At 68.7% G+C, this 17340-nt stretch carries 15 protein-coding genes and 2 riboswitches; of the genes, 11 read left to right on the plus strand and 4 right to left on the minus strand.

The annotated features are described in order from the left end of the window. Positions 1-316: c-type cytochrome (locus KHO18_RS18670; RefSeq protein WP_211943679.1), on the plus strand; the 316-nt coding region annotated here is incomplete at its 5' end. 118 nt (positions 317-434) lie between these two features. Here the strand turns inward: KHO18_RS18670 and hemN are convergent. After that, complete coding sequence (hemN, locus tag KHO18_RS18675) at positions 435-1874, minus strand: oxygen-independent coproporphyrinogen III oxidase (protein WP_211943680.1); 1440 nt, start codon at positions 1872-1874, stop codon at positions 435-437. 199 nt (positions 1875-2073) lie between these two features. Here hemN and KHO18_RS18680 point away from each other — a divergent pair, with 199 nt between their 5' ends. Continuing rightward, a complete protein-coding gene (locus tag KHO18_RS18680) occupies positions 2074-3240 on the plus strand; it encodes an ABC transporter substrate-binding protein (RefSeq protein WP_144202140.1) in 1167 nt (388 codons plus the stop codon). 18 nt (positions 3241-3258) lie between these two features. On the opposite strand, the gene KHO18_RS18685 is transcribed toward KHO18_RS18680, so the two are convergent. The 3 genes from KHO18_RS18685 to KHO18_RS18695 form a co-directional block, all read right to left on the minus strand. Continuing rightward, entirely contained in the window at positions 3259-4512 is a 1254-nt protein-coding gene (locus KHO18_RS18685) for an ATP-binding protein (RefSeq protein WP_377732306.1), read from the minus strand. A 3-nt stretch (positions 4513-4515) separates the two neighbouring features. Beyond that, complete coding sequence (locus tag KHO18_RS18690) at positions 4516-5247, minus strand: response regulator (protein WP_144203407.1); 732 nt, start codon at positions 5245-5247, stop codon at positions 4516-4518. Positions 5248-5632: 385 nt separating this feature from the next. Continuing rightward, positions 5633-7741: a UvrD-helicase domain-containing protein gene (locus KHO18_RS18695; protein ID WP_144203405.1), complete on the minus strand. Its 2109-nt coding sequence runs from the start codon at positions 7739-7741 to the stop codon at positions 5633-5635. 253 nt (positions 7742-7994) lie between these two features. On the opposite strand from KHO18_RS18695, the gene KHO18_RS18700 reads away from it, so the two are divergent. The 9 genes from KHO18_RS18700 to KHO18_RS18740 all read left to right on the plus strand — a co-directional run bounded on the left by KHO18_RS18700 (position 7995) and on the right by KHO18_RS18740 (position 17324). After that, the gene (locus tag KHO18_RS18700) at positions 7995-8219 is read left to right on the plus strand and encodes a glycine zipper 2TM domain-containing protein (RefSeq protein WP_144203403.1); all 225 of its coding nucleotides are present in this window, start codon (positions 7995-7997) and stop codon (positions 8217-8219) included. Between the two features lie 157 nt (positions 8220-8376). Then, positions 8377-8464, plus strand: a riboswitch (glycine riboswitch). A 21-nt stretch (positions 8465-8485) separates the two neighbouring features. Further along, positions 8486-8608: riboswitch (glycine riboswitch) on the plus strand. A 92-nt stretch (positions 8609-8700) separates the two neighbouring features. Next, a complete protein-coding gene (gene gcvT, locus KHO18_RS18705) occupies positions 8701-9828 on the plus strand; it encodes a glycine cleavage system aminomethyltransferase GcvT (RefSeq protein ID WP_144203401.1) in 1128 nt (375 codons plus the stop codon). 103 nt (positions 9829-9931) lie between these two features. Continuing rightward, complete coding sequence (gene gcvH, locus KHO18_RS18710) at positions 9932-10312, plus strand: glycine cleavage system protein GcvH (RefSeq protein ID WP_144203399.1); 381 nt, start codon at positions 9932-9934, stop codon at positions 10310-10312. A gap of 101 nt (positions 10313-10413) precedes the next feature. Continuing rightward, a complete protein-coding gene (gcvP, locus tag KHO18_RS18715) occupies positions 10414-13335 on the plus strand; it encodes an aminomethyl-transferring glycine dehydrogenase (RefSeq protein ID WP_144203396.1) in 2922 nt (973 codons plus the stop codon). Positions 13336-13425: 90 nt separating this feature from the next. Beyond that, positions 13426-13971, plus strand: coding sequence for a DUF421 domain-containing protein (locus tag KHO18_RS18720; protein WP_144203394.1), 546 nt, complete (start codon positions 13426-13428; stop codon positions 13969-13971). 82 nt (positions 13972-14053) lie between these two features. Further along, positions 14054-15430, plus strand: a complete 1377-nt coding sequence (locus KHO18_RS18725; RefSeq protein WP_144203392.1) for an L-serine ammonia-lyase — start codon at positions 14054-14056, stop codon at positions 15428-15430. 54 nt (positions 15431-15484) lie between these two features. Beyond that, entirely contained in the window at positions 15485-16231 is a 747-nt protein-coding gene (locus KHO18_RS18730) for an MBL fold metallo-hydrolase (protein WP_211943681.1), read from the plus strand. A 33-nt stretch (positions 16232-16264) separates the two neighbouring features. After that, positions 16265-16735 carry an OsmC family protein gene (locus tag KHO18_RS18735; RefSeq protein ID WP_211943682.1) on the plus strand — a complete coding sequence of 157 codons (471 nt, stop codon included), beginning with the start codon at positions 16265-16267 and terminating at the stop codon, positions 16733-16735. 112 nt (positions 16736-16847) lie between these two features. Next, on the plus strand, positions 16848-17324 hold the full coding sequence (locus tag KHO18_RS18740; RefSeq protein WP_186296994.1) for a glycine zipper family protein: 477 nt from the start codon (positions 16848-16850) through the stop codon (positions 17322-17324). The last annotated feature ends 16 nt before the right edge of the window (positions 17325-17340 follow it).

Below are 17340 nucleotides of genomic sequence, written 5' to 3' on the forward strand. Positions count from 1 at the left end.
CCCGGCCGCTGCCGCACCGGCCCCCGCTGCCGCCGCACCCGTTGCTGCGGCGGCTGCCGCCCCGGCCGCTGCGTCGGCCGAAACCGGCAAGAAGGTCTACGACCAGGTTTGCGCCGCCTGCCACGCCGCCGGTGTGGCCGGTGCGCCGAAGCTCGGCGACAAGGCCGCCTGGGCGCCGCGCATCAAGGAAGGCATGGACGCCGTCCACAACTTCGCGCTCAAGGGCAAGGGCGTGATGCCGCCCAAGGGTGGCTATGCCGGCGCCGATGCCGATGTGATCGCCGCCGCCGACTACATGGTCAACGCCTCGAAGTAACGCAAAGCGCACCTGTAAGTCCACGCAAAAAAGCCCGCGACGATCCTCGCGGGCTTTTTTGTTTCGATTGGGGGCCGGTCGGTCCGGCGCCCCTATCCCTATATATATAGGCAGCAGTTCAGACCACGCGCGAATAGCGCACCAGCGGCACTTCGCGCCCCGCGTCCTGGCGCAGGTAGCGGTCGAACACCATCGCCACGCGACGCACCAGCAGCCGGCCCAGCGGAGTGATGTCGATCCGCGACGCATCGCGCCGCAACAGCCCCTCCGTCGCCAGCGCGTCCAGCCCCGCCAGTTCCGGCGCGAAGGTCCGGGCGAAGTCGATGCCATGCCCGGCCTCCACCGCCGCGATGTCGAGCGTGCCGTGGCACATCAGTGCGCCGATGATCGTCTTGCGCAGGTGGTCGTCTGCGGACATGCCAAAGCCGCGCGCCACCGGCAGTCGGCCCTCGTCCAGCGCGGCGTAGTACTCGTCCGTGGTGCGCGCGTTCTGCACGTAGTGGCCGGCCACCGCGCCAATCGCCGAGACGCCGAAGCCCAGTTGATCGTGCCCCGCATGCGTGGCGTAGCCCTGGAAGTTGCGTTGCAGGCGCCCGGCCTGCTGGGCGATGGCAAGGTCGTCGTCCGGCAGCGCGAAATGATCCATGCCGATATAGACATAGCCGGCGGCGGTCAGGTGCTCGATCGTGGATACCAGGATGTCGAGCTTCTCGCCGGCGGGCGGCAGCGCCGCCTCGTCGATACGCCGCTGCGGCTTGAACACATGCGGCAGGTGCGCGTAGCTGTAGACCGAGAGCCGGTCCGGCCGCAGCGTCAGCACGCGGTCGATGGTCGCCGCGAAACGTTCGGTGGTCTGGTGCGGCAACCCGTAGATCAGGTCCATGCTGACCGAGCGGAAGCCGAGCCGCCGCGCCGCCAGCACCACATCGCGCGCTTCCTCGTAGGACTGCACGCGATGGATCGCCTGCTGCACCTTCAGGTCGAAGTCCTGCACGCCAAGGCTGATCCGGTTGAAACCGAGTTCCGCCAGCAGCGCCATGCGCGCATCGGTCACGCGGCGCGGATCGATCTCGATCGCGTGCTCGCCATCGGGCAGCAGGTGGAAGTGTTGCGTCAGCGCCGCCATCACGCGGCGCATTTCGTCGGGATCGAGGAAGGTCGGCGTGCCGCCGCCCCAGTGCGATTGCATGACCGCGCGGCGCTCCCCGAGCCGGCCGGCCACCATCGCCATTTCCCGGGCGAGGTAGTCGACGTAGCGCGCGCTGCGCGCGTGGTCCTTGGTGATGATCTTGTTGCAGCCGCAGTAGTAGCAGATGTTCTCGCAGAACGGGATGTGCAGGTAGAGGGAGAGCGGCGCGGGCGAGTCGGCGCGGCAGGCGTCGAGCGCGGCGAGGTAGCGCGCGTCGTCCATCTCCGCCTCGAAGCGGTCGGCGGTGGGGTAGGAAGTGTAGCGGGGGCCGTTGCCGTCGATACGGCCGGCCAGGCTGCGGAAGTCGGCCAGCGCGCGGCGGTCGAACGCCGTGGTGGCAGGCATGCTGGGGAGGGTGGGGGCTGACATGGCGCGCTCTTTTTGCAGGCGAAGATGGTCACGATGCTATGCCGCTGCGCCACCGCTCACCTTGACGCGCATCAAGCGCACGCCGCGCTTGCGCCCGCAGCCCCGCCGCCGTGGGGCGTTGGCGTCATCCGAGCGTCACGAACGGCCGATAGGCTCTGCCCGCCGTCCCCCCTCCACCCGATTCCAACGCCCGCCGACCATGCGCCCAGCCTCGCCCAGAACGATGTCGTCCGCCGTGCCGGCGCGCCGACGCATGCTCCGGTCGTTCGGCACGCTGGCCGCGATGCTCGCGGCTCCGGCCGCCTTCGCCCAGCCCCAATCCGCCAACCCCGCCGCCGCACAGCGCCGGTCGCTGGTGGTCGGCCACCTGCTCGACCGCGTGGGGCCGCAGGCGGATCTGGCGCGGGACTACCTGGCCGGCGCCAAGGTGCTGTTCGATGCGACCAACGCCTCGGGCCAGGGGCCACGCATCGTGCACATGGTGCGGGATGCCGATGCCAGCCCGCGCATCGCCACGTCGCAGGCCATCGGCATGGCTGAGTCGGACCATATCGACGTGCTGTTCGGCCCCGGCGACACGCTGCTGCCCGCGCTGGCCACCTCGTCCGAACTGAGCCGGCGCGGCGTGCAGATCGTCGCCCCGCTCTCCGGGCTCTCGCTGGCTGCCGACAACATCTGGTTCACGCGCGCCGACTATCAGGCGGAGCTGGACGCCGCCGTGCGGCAGTTGCGCAGCTATGGCCTGAAGAACATCGTGCTGGCCGTGTCGCCCGATTTCGCCGCCGGCACGCTCGCGGCGGGCACGCCGTGGCTCGAACGGATGGAGCGCGACCTCGCTACGCGCGCCGTAACGCTGACCGGGAGTGTCGATGACAGCGCGCGCCGCATCGCCGCAACGCGGCCCGGCGCGGTCATCGTGGCTGGCGACACGCTCGCCTACGGCAGCCTCGGCCGCGCGCTGGCCGCGCAAGGTTGGTACGGCTTTCTGGTGGGATTGTCGGCGGTGAGCCCGGCCGCCGCGCGCGAGATTCTCGGCGGCCACTACGCGGGTGGCGTGGTGGTCACGCAGGTGGCGCCCGGCCCGCAGGAATCCACGCTGCGCGTGGTCAAGGAGCACGTGGCGCGGATGAAGCAATACCTGGACGAACCGCCCTCGCCCGCCACGCTGGCCGGCTACATCGGCGCGGCCTGGCTGGTGCGGGCCGCCAGCGCGGCCAGGGCGCCGGGTGCGCTGGAGCTGCGCCGCGCGCTGCAATCGCGCATCGACGTGGGCGATTTCACGCTCGACTTCACGCGCGGGCTGCGCGGCTCGCAGTACGTGCAGCTGGCGCCGATCGGCAAGTCGGGCGTGCCGCAGCGCGCCTGACCCAGGCGCCTATATCTATCAGTCGCGCGGCAGCGTGATGCGCACGCGCAGGCCGCCCTCGACGCGGTTGTCCAGCGTCAGCTCGCCGCCATGGCGATTAACGATATCGGCGGCAATCGACAGCCCCATCCCCACGCCGCCGGTGGCCCGGCTGCGCGACGACTCCACGCGGTAGAACGGCTCCAGCACGCGCGGCAACTCTGCCGGCGGAATGCCGGGGCCGTTGTCGCAGACGTCGATCTGCACGCGCTCGGGGCTGTCCGTCAGCACGATATGCGCGGCGCCGCCGTAGCGGTGCGCGTTCTCGACGAGGTTGACCACGGCGCGGCGCAACTCCGCCGGGTAGGCCAGCAGCGGCGCGGCGGTGCCGGAGAGCCGCACGTCCTGGCCGAGTTCCTCGGCATCGTCGACGATGGCCTGGAGCAGCGCCTGCACGTCCACGCGCTGGCGCGGGCCGGTGCCGTCGTCGCGGTCACGCAGGTAATAGAGCGTGGCATCGATCAGCCCGTTCATCTCGGCCAGATCCTGCCGCAACCGGTAGCGCACGTCGTTGTCCTCGATGCGCTCGATGCGCAGGCTCATGCGCGTGAGCGGCGTGCGCAGGTCGTGGGAGACTGCCGCCAGGAAGCGCGACTGCTGCGCCAGCTGCGTGCGGATGCGTTGCTGCATCAGGTTCAACGCCTTGGTGGCGGCGCGCGCCTCGGCCGGCCCCGTGTCATCGTCGAGTGGCGGTGCGTGCACATCCTGCGCCAGCCGGTTCGCGCCGGTGGCCAGCCGCTGCACCGGCCGCGCCAGCAGCCGCGCGCCGACCCACGACGAAATCACGATGGCGATGAACTGGAAGATCATGCCCGGATGCAGGGGCCAGAGCCCGTGCCAGGGGGGGAAGTGGCGGGGCGGTCCAGCCGGCCCGCCCCGCCGGTCCGGATCACCGGGACGGAACATGCCGCGATCCCCGGACGGGCCGCCTTCGCCCGCATCGTCATCTTCCTCGAAACGCGGTCCGCGCTGCGGCGGCTCGAGGCGTCGGAACGGCTTGCCGGCGGCGGCGGCCTCCGAGGCTGCCTCGCGCATACGCTCTTCCCAACGGGCCGAGCCGGGGCGCGGGAACAGGCCCTCGATGACGGTCACGCCGAGGACGTGCACCGCCACCATGATCGCGGCCATGACAAGGAACAGCCGCAGGAACATCGAATCGAAGGGGCGACGTCGCGTGGCGGTGTCCATCCGGACGGCAGCGCTGGCGTTCGGCGGCGGGGAGGACGCGGCCATGCGTCAGGAATCCACGCTGACCGTGAAGACGTAGCCCTCGCCCCGCACCGTGCGGATCAGGGCCGAGTCGCGCGGGTCGTCGCGCAGCTTCTGGCGCAGGCGCGAGACCAGCAGGTCGATGCTGCGATCGAACACATCGAGGTCGCGGCCGCGCGCCTGGTTGATCAGCATCTCGCGGTCCAGCACGCGGTTCGGGTGCTCGATGAAGGTCAGCAACAGGCGGAATTCGGCGTTCGAGAGCGGCACGACCGTGTCCTCCTCGTCGACCAGCTGGCGCAGCGTGGTGTTGAGCCGCCACGCGCCAAACTTGACTTCGTGCCCTGCCGGGGTGGGTGCTGCACGCCGCACATCCGCCCGACTGCGCCGCAGCACGGTGTGGATGCGCGCCACCAGTTCGCGCATCTCGAACGGCTTGGTCACGTAGTCGTCCGCCCCCACCTCGAGCCCGACCACACGGTCGGCCAGCTCGGCGCGGGCAGTCAGCATGATCACGGGGATGTCGGTGCGCTCGCGGATCTCGCGGCACAGCGTCAGGCCGTTCTCGCCCGGCAGCGAGAGGTCCAGGATCACCAGGTCATAGTGGTGCTGCGCCATGGCCGTGCGCATCGACGCCCCGCCTTCGGCCCCATCGGCCGCCATGCCGAACGTGGCCAGGTATTCGGCCAGCATGGCGCGGATCTGGGGATCGTCATCGACGATCAGCAGGCGGGTAGGCAGGGCGGGAGTGAGGTCCATGGCAAAACGGGAGGGATGGGAAACGCCGGCGGGCGGTGCGGACAGCCGATGCGCGAAAACTGGCAGGCGCCCGCGCAACAGCCGGCGTCCAACTGTACCAGTTTGCAATATCGGCGCTGTGGCGGCTTTGTATCGGGCTTGATACGTACGCTGTGGATAACTTCGCCTGATAAAACGACGCCCCCGGCACTGCCGCGCCGGGAGCGTTCAACAGGGAAGAGCCAGGCACGCAAGCGTACCCAGCCGCACCGCTAACCGAAGGGCAGGCGCGGCACGGCGCCAGTCGCCGAGGCGTCTGACGCGTCGCCATATTAGAAAGCGCCGGGCGCGCGGTCTTGTCCGCCTTGTATCGGCGGTGATGCGTGGGCTGGGGCGAGGGTGCGGCTCAACCTGCCACGGGCTTGCCGGGCGCGCCCGGCGTACCCAGCAGCGCCTTGAGATTCGCCAGCCGGTCCTTGGGGCTCATGGCCGGGGTCTCGTCGACGGGGGCCGGCGCTTCTTCGAGTTTCATTTCGGCGATGAAGCGCGAGGGTTCGCAGGAGTAGGTGTCCCGGGCGCGCTTGCGCTTCTTGCACCAGCTGATCTGGAGGCTGCGCTGGGCGCGGGTGATGCCCACGTACATCAGCCGGCGCTCTTCCTCGATTTTCTCGTCGCTCATGTCTTCGTCCTCGCGCGCGTGGGGCAGGATGCCCTCTTCCACGCCCACCAGGAACACGTGCGGATATTCGAGGCCCTTCGAGGCGTGGAGCGTGGAGAGCCGCACCGCGTCCGGGTCTTCCTCGCGGCCTTCGAGCATGCTCATCAGCGCCACGGTCTGGGTCAGCTCCAGCAGGTTCTTGCCTTCGTCGCCAAAGCCGTCGGCGTTGTCGAAGCCGGTGGCCTCGCCCTCCCCGGCTTCGGCTTCCGGGCGGGTGCCCTTGCGCTTGAGCCAGTCGAGGAATTCGAGCGTATTGGTCCAGCGCGACTGGGCCTGGCGTTCGTCGAAGGTATCGTACAAGTACGATTCATAGTGGATGCCGGCCATCATGTCGTCGAGCAGCACGGTGGCCGGATCAGTCTTGGCGCGGTCCGCCAGGCGCACCATCGACTCGCAGAACACACGCAGCGGCTCCAGCTGGCGCGGCTGGAGCTTGCCCTCGATGCCGCCCATCATCGCGGCCTCGAACAGCGACACCTTGGCCTGCCCCGCGAACGTGCCGAGGGCCTCCAGCGTGGTGTTGCCCACGCCGCGCCGGGGCGTGGTGATGGCGCGGATAAAGGCGGGGTCGTCGTCCGGATTGGCAATCAGCCGCAGGTAGGCGCAGATATCCTTGATCTCGGCCTTGTCGAAGAAGCTCTGGCCGCCGGACAGCACGTACGGAATCCGCTCGCGCCGCAGGATCTGCTCGAACAGCCGCGCCTGATGGTTGCCGCGATACAGGATGGCGTAGTCGCGGAACTGCGCGCGGCGCTCGAACTTGTGGGCGGACAGGCGGAACACCACCGACTCGGCCTCGTGCTCCTCGTCGTTCATCGGGTGGATGGCGATGGGGTCGCCCATGCCGTGCTCCGACCACAGCTTCTTGTCGAACAGCTTGGGATTGTTGGCGATGACCGCGTTGGCTGCCTCGAGGATGCGCACCGTGGAGCGGTAGTTCTGCTCGAGCTTGATGACCTTGAGGTCCGGGAAATCGGTCTGCAGGCCGCGCAGGTTGTCCAGCGTGGCGCCGCGCCAGCCGTAGATGGCCTGGTCGTCATCGCCCACGGCCGTGAACGCCGGCGCGCGCAGGTGCGAGCCGCCGGCCAGCAGCTTGAGCAGCGCGTACTGGCAGGCGTTGGTGTCCTGGTATTCGTCGACGAGGAAGTAGCGCAGCCGGTTCTGCCATTTCAGGCGCACGGTCTCGTCACGCGCGAACAGCTCGGCGGGCAGGCGGATCAGGTCGTCGAAATCCACCGCCTGGTAGGCGTGCAGCGTGGCCACGTAGTTGCGGTAGACCGTGGCGGCCTGGTGCTCGTCGGCATTGGCGGCCTGGGCCAGCGCGGTCTCGGGGTCGACCATGCCGTTCTTCCACAGCGAGATCGTGCCCTGCACGCTGCGGATCAGCTTCTTGTCCGTGGTGGCGAGCTGCTCCTGCACCAGCCCGAAGCAGTCGTCCGAATCCATGATCGAGAACTGCGGCTTCAGGCCGACGTGCTCCGCCTCCATCCGCAGGATCTGTACGCCGAGCGAGTGGAAGGTACACACCGTGAGCTGCTTGAGCGGAATCCGCTTGCCCTCGCGCGTGGTCTTGCCCTCCATCAGCTTGGCGATGCGCTCCTGCATCTCCTTCGCCGCCTTGTTGGTGAAGGTGACGGCGGCGATGTGGCGCGGCTCGAAGCCCTTGTCCTCGATCAGGTGGGCAATCTTCTGCGTGATGACGCGCGTCTTGCCGGACCCGGCGCCCGCGAGGACGAGGCAGGGCCCGTCCAGATAGCGAACGGCTTCGGATTGGGCGGCGTTGAGTCCGTGGGTCATGGGTGGGCGGGTGCCGGATGGCGCACGCTTGGCGGGCGCGCGAAAGGCGTCGATGTTAACACGCAGGGTGGCCCGCGCCGGTGCCTGATGGCGGACATCAAGGACGCGAGTGCTACCAGTGTTTCATCGCGGTAACACTTCGTAAAAGTGACGTCAGAGGGGGCACCCGGGGCATGGAGATTGCCTCATAGGGTCATGCGGGACCGGCGGCGACGCCGTCCTGATGACAAATTCGGCACATTCGGAGGCGATCATGAAAACAATGCGGACCCTGGCGAAAGTTACGCTGATCGGTGTCACGCTGGCGGCCTTTGGCGGCTGCGCGGACATGAGTCCCAAGCAACGCAACACCGCCATCGGCGCGGGCGTGGGCGCGCTGGGCGGCGCGGCGTTGACCGATGGCAGCGTGCTCGGCACGGTGGGCGGTGCGGCGGTGGGCGGCGTGGTGGGTAACGTCGTCACCAAGGATGGCCGCTGATCCGGCGCGGCGCGCGCCCCCCTCGGGGCGGCAGCGGGTAGTCAGCGGGTAGTCCTTACCCGCAGGCGGCAGGAATTACCGCCGCGCCCTCCCCGGCCCCTAGCAAGGTGGCGCTGGCGCCGCGTTGACAAAGGTCAACCCGTCCCGTACATTCACGCGCATCCAACCGGGAGAGCGCGCAGCCATTGCGCCGCCGAAGGGGTATCACCCGAAAACTCTCAGGCACCACGGACCGGTCGGATCGGCATGCAACATGCACACGATGCATGCCGCACTCTGGAGAGCGACACCCGCCCGTGCCAACGCATGGCGAGCGTGTCCACCGAAGGGGCGCGCGATGCGGCAAGCCGCATCGTAATCTCTCAGGTATCGAGGACAGAGGGGTCATCCGCCGCGGCGGATTGGTGGCATTGCCATCGATCCCCACGGCGGATGACCCTTTTTTTGTTTTCGCTGCCGTATTCGCTCCAGAGGATTTCCCATGACGCTCCAGGCCACGCCCCTTAACGCCATCCACCGCTCGCTCGGTGCCCGCATGGTCGATTTCGGCGGCTGGGACATGCCGGTCAACTACGGCTCCCAGATCGAAGAACACAACGCGGTGCGCGGCGATGCCGGCATGTTCGATGTCTCGCACATGTGCGTGGTGGACCTGTCCGGCCCCAACACGCGCGCCTTCCTGCGCGGCCTGCTGGCTAACAACGTCGACAAGCTCCAGACCCCGGGCAAGGCCCTGTATGCGTGCATGCTCGACGAAAAAGGCGGGGTCATCGACGACCTGATCGTCTATTTCTTCGCCGAAGACCGTTTCCGCCTGGTGGTGAACGCCAGCACGGCGCTGGGCGACATCGAATGGATCACAGCCCGCAACGCAGCCACCGGCAGCGGCGTGACGATCACCCCGCGCCGGGGCGACGTGGCGCCGGCCGGCGTGGGCAAGCTGGCGATCATCGCCGTGCAGGGCCCGAACGCGCGTGCCAAGGTCCACCAGGCCTTCCCCTCGACCCAGCCGGCGGACGCGCTCAAGCCGTTCAACGCCGTGGTGGTGCAGGACCCGATGATGGGCGAGCTGATGGTGGCGCGCACCGGCTATACCGGCGAGGACGGCTTCGAGCTGGTGGTGGAGGCCGAGAACGTGGCCGGCTTCTGGGAGAAGCTGCAGTCCGTGGGCGTGCGCCCGGCTGGACTTGGCGCGCGCGACACGCTGCGCCTGGAAGCCGGCATGAACCTGTACGGCCAGGACATGGATATCCACACCTCGCCGCTCGACGCCGGCCTGGCCTGGACCGTGGACCTGCAGAGCGAGCGCGATTTCACCGGCAAATCCGCGCTGCTGGCGGCCGGACAACACAAGACATTTGCCGGCCTGATCCTGCGCGACAAGGGCGGGGTGCTGCGTGCGCACCAGAAGGTGATCACCCCCGCCGGCGACGGCGAGATCACGAGCGGCACCTTCAGCCCGTCGCTCTCCCAATCCATTGCCTTTGCCCGGCTGCCGCAGGGCGTTGTGCCCGGCACCGAGGTCCAGGTCGAGATTCGTGACCGCAAACTGACCGCGACTGTGGTTAAACTGCCGTTTGTGCGCAATGGCAAGGCACTCGTGAGCTGAGGCATCCGCCCGGCTGACACCAACGGTCGCCATCACGCCTGCCCGGCTGGCCCCGGCAGGCGAACCGAAACAAGACAAACACTGCATTCCCGGAGAACCCGTCATGAATTTCCCTGCTGACCTGAAGTACACCGAATCGCACGAGTGGGTGCGCGTTGAAGCCGACGGCACGCTGACGATCGGCATTACCGACCATGCGCAGGACGCGCTGGGCGACATCGTCTTCCTGGAGCTGCCCGAAGTCGGCAAGTCGGTAGGCGCGGGCGACGCGCTGGCCGTGGTGGAGTCCGTCAAGGCCGCTTCCGACATCTACGCCCCGGTGGCCGGCGAAGTCATCGCCGTGAACGAAGCCGCGAGCGCCGCGCCGGAATCCGTCAACGCCAACGCCTTCGACGCATGGCTGTTCAAGCTGAAGCCGGCCAATGGCGACGATGTGAACGGCCTGATGACCGTCGACGCCTACAAGGCCAGCGTCGGCGCCTGACGCGCTGTACCAGCCGTCTCCCGAGCCAGGAGGCGGCGCCCGAGATGCCCGCGCGGCGGCCAGGCTGACCACCTGCCGCCCCGCCCCACGAGAGACTTGCCATGAATGCCCCGCTTCCCATGAACGCCGCCCAAGGTAGCCGGCCCACGCTGGCCGAACTGGAGGCGCGCGACGCCTTCGCCGCCCGTCACATCGGCCCGGACACCGCCGAACAGCAACACATGCTCAAGGTGCTCGGCTACGAGACGCGCGCCGCGCTGATCGACGCCGTGGTGCCCGCCGCCATCCGCCGCCGCGACGGCATGCCGCTCGGCGAATTCACCGAGCCGCTGACCGAGGAAGCCGCGCTGGCCAGGCTGCGCGGGCTGGCGAACAAGAACCGCGTGCTCAAGAGCTTCATCGGGCAGGGTTACTACAACACGCTCACGCCGGGCGTCATCCTCCGCAATATCTTCGAAAACCCGGCCTGGTACACGGCCTACACGCCGTACCAGCCCGAGATCTCGCAGGGCCGCCTGGAGGCGATGCTGAACTTCCAGCAGATGGTCACGGACCTGACCGGGCTGGACATTGCCAATGCGTCGATGCTGGACGAAGGCACCGCCGCCGCCGAGGCGATGACGCTGCTCCAGCGCGTGAACAAGCACGCCTCGAACACGTTCTACGTGGCGGACGACGTACTGCCGCAGACGCTGGAAGTGGTACGCACGCGCGCGCTGCCGCTGGGCATCGAGGTCAAGGTCGGCCCCGCCGCCGAGGCCGCCGGCGCCCATGCCTTCGGCGTGCTGCTGCAATACCCGGGCGTGAACGGCGACGTGGCCGACTACCGTGCCATCGCCGATGCCGTGCATGCGGCTGGCGGCCTGGTGGTGGCGGCGGCGGACCTGCTGGCGCTGACGCTGATCGTGGCGCCGGGCGAATGGGGCGCCGACGTGGCCGTGGGCAACTCGCAGCGCTTTGGCGTGCCGCTCGGCTTCGGCGGCCCCCACGCCGGCTACATGGCCGTGAAGGACGAATTCAAGCGCTCGATGCCGGGCCGTCTGGTGGGCGTGACCATCGACGCGCAGGGCAACAAGGCGTACCGGCTGGCGCTGCAGACGCGCGAGCAGCATATCCGCCGCGAGAAGGCCACGTCGAACATCTGTACCGCGCAGGTGCTGCTGGCCGTGATGGCGTCGATGTACGCCGTGTACCACGGGCCGCAGGGCCTCCAGCGCATTGCCCAGCGCGTGCACCGCCTGACCGCCACGCTGGCCGCCGGCCTGAAGGCGATGGGCGTGACCCCGGTCAACGCCACGTTCTTCGACACCCTGACGCTGGAAACCGGCTTCAACACCGAGGCCATCCACGCCGCCGCCACGGCGCGCGGCATCAACCTGCGCCATATCGGCGCCACCCGCGTGGGCATCTCGCTGGACGAGACCGCCTCGCGCGAGGACGTGGTCGCGCTGTGGGAGATCTTCGCGCATGGCAAGCCGGTGCCGGCCTTCGATGCGACCGAGGCGACCGTCGGCGACGGTTTCCCGGCCGCACTGGCCCGCCAGAGCGCCTACCTGACGCATCCGGTCTTCAACACGCACCACGCCGAGCACGAGATGCTGCGCTACCTGCGCTCGCTGGCGGACAAGGACCTCGCGCTGGATCGCACGATGATCCCGCTCGGCTCCTGCACCATGAAGCTCAACGCCACCAGCGAGATGATTCCGGTGACGTGGCCCGAGTTCAGCAAGATCCACCCGTTCGCGCCGCTCGACCAGACCGTGGGCTACCGCGAGATGATCGACCAGCTCGAGGCCATGCTCTGCGCCGCCACCGGCTACGCCGCGGTGAGCCTGCAGCCGAACGCGGGCTCGCAGGGCGAGTACGCCGGCCTGCTGATCATCCAGAAGTACCACGCCAGCCGGGGCGAGGCGCACCGCGACATCTGCCTGATTCCCTCGTCCGCGCACGGCACCAACCCGGCGTCGGCCCAGATGGCCGGCATGAAGGTGGTGGTGGTGGCGTGTGACGCCGACGGCAACGTCGACCTGCAGGATCTGGCGAAGAAGGCCGAGCAGCACAGCCAGAACCTCGCCGCGATCATGATCACCTACCCGTCCACGCACGGCGTGTTCGAGCAGGGCGTACAGCAGATCTGCGAGATCGTGCACCAGCACGGCGGCCAGGTCTACGTGGATGGCGCCAACATGAACGCGATGGTCGGCACCGCCGCGCCGGGCCAGTTCGGCGGCGATGTCTCGCACCTGAACCTGCACAAGACGTTCTGCATTCCGCACGGCGGTGGCGGCCCCGGTGTGGGCCCCGTGGCGGTGGGCGCGCACCTGGCGGACTTCCTGCCGAACCAGGACAGCGTGGGCTATCGCCGCGACGACAACGGCATCGGCGGCGTCTCGGCCGCGCCGTTCGGCTCGGCCAGCATCCTGCCGATCTCGTGGATGTACGTCGCCATGATGGGCTCGGCCGGCCTGACCGCCGCCACCGAGAACGCCATCCTGGCCGCCAACTACGTGGCGCGCCGGCTCTCGCCGCACTTCCCGGTGCTCTACGCCGGCCAGCACGGGCTGGTGGCGCACGAGTGCATCCTGGACCTGCGCCCGCTGCAGAAGGCCACCGGCATCAGCAACGAGGACGTGGCCAAGCGCCTGATGGACTACGGCTTCCACGCGCCGACGATGAGCTTCCCGGTGCCGGGCACGCTGATGATCGAGCCGACCGAGAGCGAGGCGCTGCACGAGCTGGACCGCTTCATCGACGCCATGATCGCCATCCGTGGCGAGATCGCGCGGGTGGAGGACGGCAGCTTCGACCGCGACGACAACCCGCTGCGCCACGCGCCGCACACCGCCGCCGTCATCACCGCCAATGACTGGACCCACGCGTACACGCGCGAGGAAGCGGCCTACCCCATTGCCTCGCTGCGCACGCAGAAGTACTGGCCGCCGGTGGGCCGGGCGGACAACGTGTACGGCGACCGCAACCTGTTCTGCGCCTGCGTACCGATGAGCGAGTACGCGCAGGACTAAGGCGCCGTGTCTGGCGGCGTCCGGGCAGACCGGGCGCCGCCGGCGCGCTTTGCATCCCGCAGCACACCATCCCTAGCGGAGGTCTCGTCCATGTGGAATCTCAGCGCCCCCTGGTGGGAATTCGTGCTGCGCGGGCTGATCGTCTACGCCGCGCTGCTATTCCTGATGCGCGTGTCGGGCAAGCGCCAGATCGGCCAGTTGTCGCCGTTGGACCTGGTGCTGCTGCTGATCATCTCGAACGCGGTGCAGAACGCCATGAATGGCGGCGACAACTCCGTGACCGCCGGGCTGATCCTGGCCGCCACGCTGTTCGGCGCCGACGTGCTGGTGGGCTATGGCACCTGGCGCAGCCACCGCCTGGAGACGCTGGTGGAAGGCCGGCCCGAGATCCTCATTCACCAGGGCGAGATCTTCCGTGATGTGATGCGCCGGGAGCGCATCACGCCGCGTGAGCTGCAGAAGGCGCTGCGCCGCAACGGCTGCGAGCGTGTGGCAGACGTGCATTTCGCTATCCTTGAGACAGACGGCACGGTCAGCGTGATCCAGAAGGAGAAGTCCGAGGAAGGGCAGGCCAAGCCGACCATCGACCCGATGTGGCAGGACCCCGCCCGGCCCGATGCCGATATGTCGCTCTGACCCGACACCCGACCGGCTCCCCGACTGCATTCCCGCCCTGCGCCCCTGCGCCCCCGCGCGCCGCCCCCTACCGGAGTTCCCCGTGGCTGTCAGCGTTTTCGATCTGTTCAAGGTAGGTATCGGGCCCTCCAGCTCGCATACCGTGGGGCCCATGCGTGCGGCCCTGATGTTCGCGCACGGGCTCGAGCGGGACGGCCTGCTGCCCCGCGTGGGTAGCGTGCGCGTGGAGCTGTACGGCTCGCTCGGCGCCACCGGCAAGGGCCACGGCACCGACAAGGGCGTGATGCTGGGGCTGATGGGCGATGCGCCCGACACCGTCGACCCGGAAACCATCGAGGCCCGGCTGGCCACGCTGCGCACCCGGCGCACGCTCGCTCTGCTCGGCACGCACGAGGTGCCGTTCGTGGAGCGCGAGCACATCGTGTTCTATCGGCGCGAGGCCATGGCCGAGCATCCCAACGGCATGAAGTTTCACGCCTTCGACGCGGACGGCACGCCGCTGCGCGAGGCACGCTATCTGTCCGTGGGCGGCGGCTTCGTGGTCACGGCCGGCGCGCCGAACACCCAGATCCTGGCGGCCGAGCGGCAGTTGCCGCACCCGTTCCGGAGCGGCCGGGCGATGCTGGAGATGGCGCACGCGAGCGGCAAGTCCATCGCCCGGCTCATGATGGAGAACGAACTGACCTGGCGGCCCGAGCAGGAAGTGACCGATGGCCTGCTTCATATCTGGGACGTGATGCAGCAATCCGTGGCGCGCGGCTGCCGCACCGACGGCGAGCTGCCGGGGCCGTTCAAGGTACGGCGGCGCGCGCCCGAGTTGTACCGGGGGCTGACGCTGCACGCCGAGCGGGCGCTCTCCGATCCGCTCTCCGTGATGGACTGGGTCAACCTCTACGCCATCGCCGTCAACGAGGAAAACGCCGCCGGCGGGCGTGTGGTCACGGCGCCGACCAACGGCGCGGCCGGCATCATCCCGTCGGTGCTGCACTACTACGACCGCTTCATTCCCGGCGCCAACCGCGCCGGCGTGGTCGATTTCCTGCTCACGGCGGGCGCCATCGGCCTGCTCTACAAGCTCAACGCCTCGATCTCGGGCGCCGAAGTCGGCTGCCAGGGCGAAGTCGGCGTGGCCTGCTCGATGGCCGCCGGCGCGCTGGCGGCGGTGCTCGGCGGCACGCCGGAGCAGGTCGAGAACGCGGCCGAGATCGGCATGGAGCACAACCTCGGCCTGACCTGCGACCCGGTCGGCGGCCTGGTCCAGATCCCCTGCATCGAACGCAACGCCATGGCGTCCGTCAAGGCGGTCAACGCCGCCCGCATGGCCCTGCGCGGCGACGGCACCCACTATGTCTCGCTGGATTCGGTCATCAAGACCATGCGCGAAACCGGCGCCGACATGAAGACCAAATACAAGGAGACGGCGCGCGGCGGGCTGGCGGTGAATATCGTGGAGTGTTGAGTACCTGCCGGCGTATCATGGCGGCACCCCCGGTTTGCCAAGAAGAAAACGGCCATGCAGACCTTCCATCAGCTGTTCGACGAGACTTCGTCCACCTTTACCTACCTGCTGATCGACGCCGAGACGCGCGAGGCGCTGCTGATCGATCCGGTGGACCGGCAGTACGCGCGTGACCTGGCGCTGCTGGGTGAGACCGGCGTGCGGCTGGTGTGGATTGTCGAGACCCACGCGCACGCCGACCACATCACCTCCGCCGGGCAGTTGGCCCAGCAGACGGGTGCCAACACCGCCGCGCCGTCCGGCTGCGACATCAAGCCCGCGCTGAAACAGCTGATCGACGGGGATACCGTCACCTTCGGCAAGCAGGTGCTGCGTGCGATCCATACCCCCGGGCACACCGCCGGCAGCATGAGCTACCTCTGGGAGGAAGCCACACCGGACGGCGTGGTGCGCCGCATCTTCACCGGCGATGCGCTGCTGATCGACGGCTGCGGCCGCACCGATTTCCAGTCCGGCGACGCCGGCACACTGTTCGACAGCCTCACCGAGAAGCTTTTCCGCCTGCCCGACGACACGCTGGTCTACCCCGCCCACGACTACAGGGGCCGCACCCAGTCGACCATCGGCCATGAGCGCGCGCACAACAGCCGCGTGGCGGGACGCACGCGCGACGAGTTCATCGTCATGATGCGCGCCCTCAACCTGCCCCGACCCAAGCTGATCGATATCGCCGTGCCGGCGAACCAGCGCCTGGGACTCGTGACCGGGCGAGATGGGGAAAGCGTGCCGCACGGCATCTGATTTTTCGTTCTTCTACTACCCGGAGTGACCAGCATGGCCGAACACACCGCCGAGATCGTGTGGGAGCGTGGCGATCAGGATTTCGTGAGCAACCGCTACAGCCGCAAGCATGCGCTGCGCTTCGACGGCGGCGCGGAAGTGCCGGGCTCGTCGTCGCCGCACGTGGTGCCGCTGCCGATGTCCGATGCCAGCGCGGTGGACCCCGAGGAAATGCTGATCGCCTCGATTTCGGCCTGCCACATGCTGTGGTTCCTGGCGCTGGCCGCCAAGCAGCGCTTTGTGGTCGATCGCTATGTGGACAAGTCGGTGGGCGAGATGGCCAAGACCGCCGAAGGCCGCATGGCGGTGACCGTGGTGACGCTGCGTCCCGATGTCACGTTCTCGGGCGAGCGCCTGCCGACCCGCGCGGACATCGATCACCTGCACCACGCCGCGCACGACGCCTGCTTCATCGCAAATTCGGTGAAGTCCGAGATCCGATGCGAGCCGGTGTATCCGACCTGACCCCTGCAAACGCCTAATACGCGGCACGAAGGAATTCATTTGACTTCGCCCCCTGCGCTGCAATACTGAGACCGCACACGCGGGCACATGGCCCCGCCGGAGGAGGTACATCATGCATCACAGCAAGCGATGGGGGATGGTGCTCGGCGCCGCAATCGCAGTGGTTGCGGCCGGCGTGCAGGCGCAGTCGAAACCGGTGGCCTATCCGGCCAAGGGTCAGTCCGCGCAGCAGCAGTCCAAGGACGACGGGGAGTGCTATAGCTGGGCCAAACAACAGACCGGGATAGATCCCGCGGTGGTAGCCCAGGCACCGCCGCAACAGCAGGCCCAGGGCGGCCAGCGCGTGCAAGGCGCGGCGCGCGGGGCAGCCGGCGGCGCCGTGGTGGGCGCGATTGCGGGCGATGCCGGCAAGGGCGCGGCGGCCGGTGCCGCGGTCGGGACCATGGCGGGCGGCTCGCGGAACCGGCAGGAACGCCGCAACGTGCAGGCAGCGAACGAACAGAACGCCGCAAGCCAGCAACAGGCGATGGGCAGCTACTACCAGGCGTGGAAGGCTTGCATGGGTGGCAAGGGATACACGGTGCAGTAGCGCCGCCCTGCCGCCG

It is taken from the genome of Cupriavidus campinensis (assembly GCF_905397395.1).
GTDB classification, from domain to species: Bacteria; Pseudomonadota; Gammaproteobacteria; order Burkholderiales; family Burkholderiaceae; genus Cupriavidus; species Cupriavidus campinensis.